General features: G+C 69.2%; 2 protein-coding genes. Both read left to right on the top strand.

The window, feature by feature from the left end; translation table 11 throughout:
• A partial coding sequence (locus HHX31_RS33360) for a substrate-binding domain-containing protein (protein WP_169953791.1) occupies positions 1 to 713 on the top strand: 713 nt, incomplete at its 5' end.
• Between the two features lie 17 nt (positions 714 to 730).
• The coding region (locus tag HHX31_RS33355) for a Gfo/Idh/MocA family oxidoreductase (RefSeq protein ID WP_311932502.1) at positions 731 to 1,628 on the top strand (898 nt) is incomplete at its 3' end.

Raw genomic sequence — 1,628 nt, 5'->3', positions numbered from 1 at the left:
TGGTGCTGCTGCCCAACGATGGTGAGCAGCTCAACCAGGTGGCCCGGCAGGCGATGGACGCGGGCATCCCGGTGATCAACCTGGACCGGGTGTTCCCCGACAAGCTGTCGTACCGGACCTGGATCGGCGGCGACAACTACGGCATGGGTGTCGCGGCGGGTCACTTCATCGGCAAGACGCTGAAGGACAAGGGTGTGTCGAACCCGGTGATCCTGGAGATCCAGGGCATCGCGACGCTGCCGCTGACCCAGGACCGTAGCAAGGGGTTCGAGGACGCGCTGAAGACCTACGGGTTCTCGGTGACGGCCAAGCAGGACGCGAAGTTCACGGTGGAGTCGGGCACGCAGGTGGCGAGCAACCTGCTGCAGGCGCACAAGAAGATCGACGCGATCTGGAACCACGACGACGACCAGGGCATCGGTGTGCTGGCCGCGATCAAGGAGGCCGGCCGGGACGAGTTCTTCATGGTGGGCGGTGCGGGGTCGGCCAACGCGATGCGCGACATCCAGGCCGACAACGGTGTGCTGAAGGCCACGGTCACCTACAGCCCGACGATGGCCGCTTCGGCGATCAAGCTGGCTCGGCTGATCGCGCAGGGCAAGGGCATGAGCGACCTGCTGGAGCAGCAGGTGCCGCAGTCGATCACGCTGACCTCGGAGACGGTCGTCAAGGACAACGCGGCACAGTACCTGCCGACCGGCTTCGAATCCTGATACGGGGGAGATATTCAGTGACAGACAGCAAGCCGGCGCTGGGCGTCGGCATGGTGGGGTACGCGTTCATGGGGCGCGTGCACTCACAGGCATGGCGGACCGTCGCCTCGGTATTCGACCTGCCGGCCCGGCCCGTCATGGCGGCCCTCGCCGGCAGGTCGGCCGAGGCGACCGCCCAGGCCGCGGAGAAGCTCGGCTGGGCGGCGGTGGAAACGGACTGGAGGCGGCTGCTGGAGCGTGACGACGTGCAGGTGGTCGACATCTGCACGCCCGGCGACAGCCACGCCGAGATCGCCATCGCCGCCCTGGAGGCGGGCAAGCACGTCATCTGCGAGAAGCCGCTGGCCAACACCGTGGCCGAGGCCGAGGCGATGACCGCCGCCGCCCGCGCGGCGGCGGCGCGGGGCGTGCGCAGCATGGTCGCCTTCAACTACCGCCGCGTGCCCGCCGTCGCGCTGGCCCGGCGGTTCATCGAGCAGGGCAGGCTCGGGGAGATCCGGCACGTGCGGGCGCAGTACCTGCAGGACTGGATCGTCGACCCCGAATTCCCGCTGGTCTGGCGGCTGCAGAAGGACAAGGCCGGGTCGGGGGCGCTCGGCGACATCGGCGCCCACATCATCGACACGGCGCAGTTCATCATCGGCCGGTCGCTGACCGGGGTGAGCGCCATCACGGAGACGTTCGTCAAGGAGCGCCCGCTCGCCGCGAGTTCGGCCGGGCTCTCGGCCGGCGGCGGCGGCGGTGAGATGGGCGAGGTCACCGTCGACGACGCCGCGCTGTTCATCGGCCGTTTCGAGGGCGGGGCGCTGGGGTCCTTCGAGGCCACCCGCTTCGCCACCGGGCGCAAGAACGCGCTGCGCATCGAGGTCAACGGCTCCGCGGGCAGCCTGTACTTCGACTTCGAGGCGATGAACG

It is taken from the genome of Microbispora sp. H11081, assembly GCF_012999535.1.
In the GTDB taxonomy this organism is placed as follows: domain Bacteria; phylum Actinomycetota; class Actinomycetes; order Streptosporangiales; family Streptosporangiaceae; genus Microbispora.
This window is presented reverse-complemented; position numbering and strand designations above follow the sequence as displayed.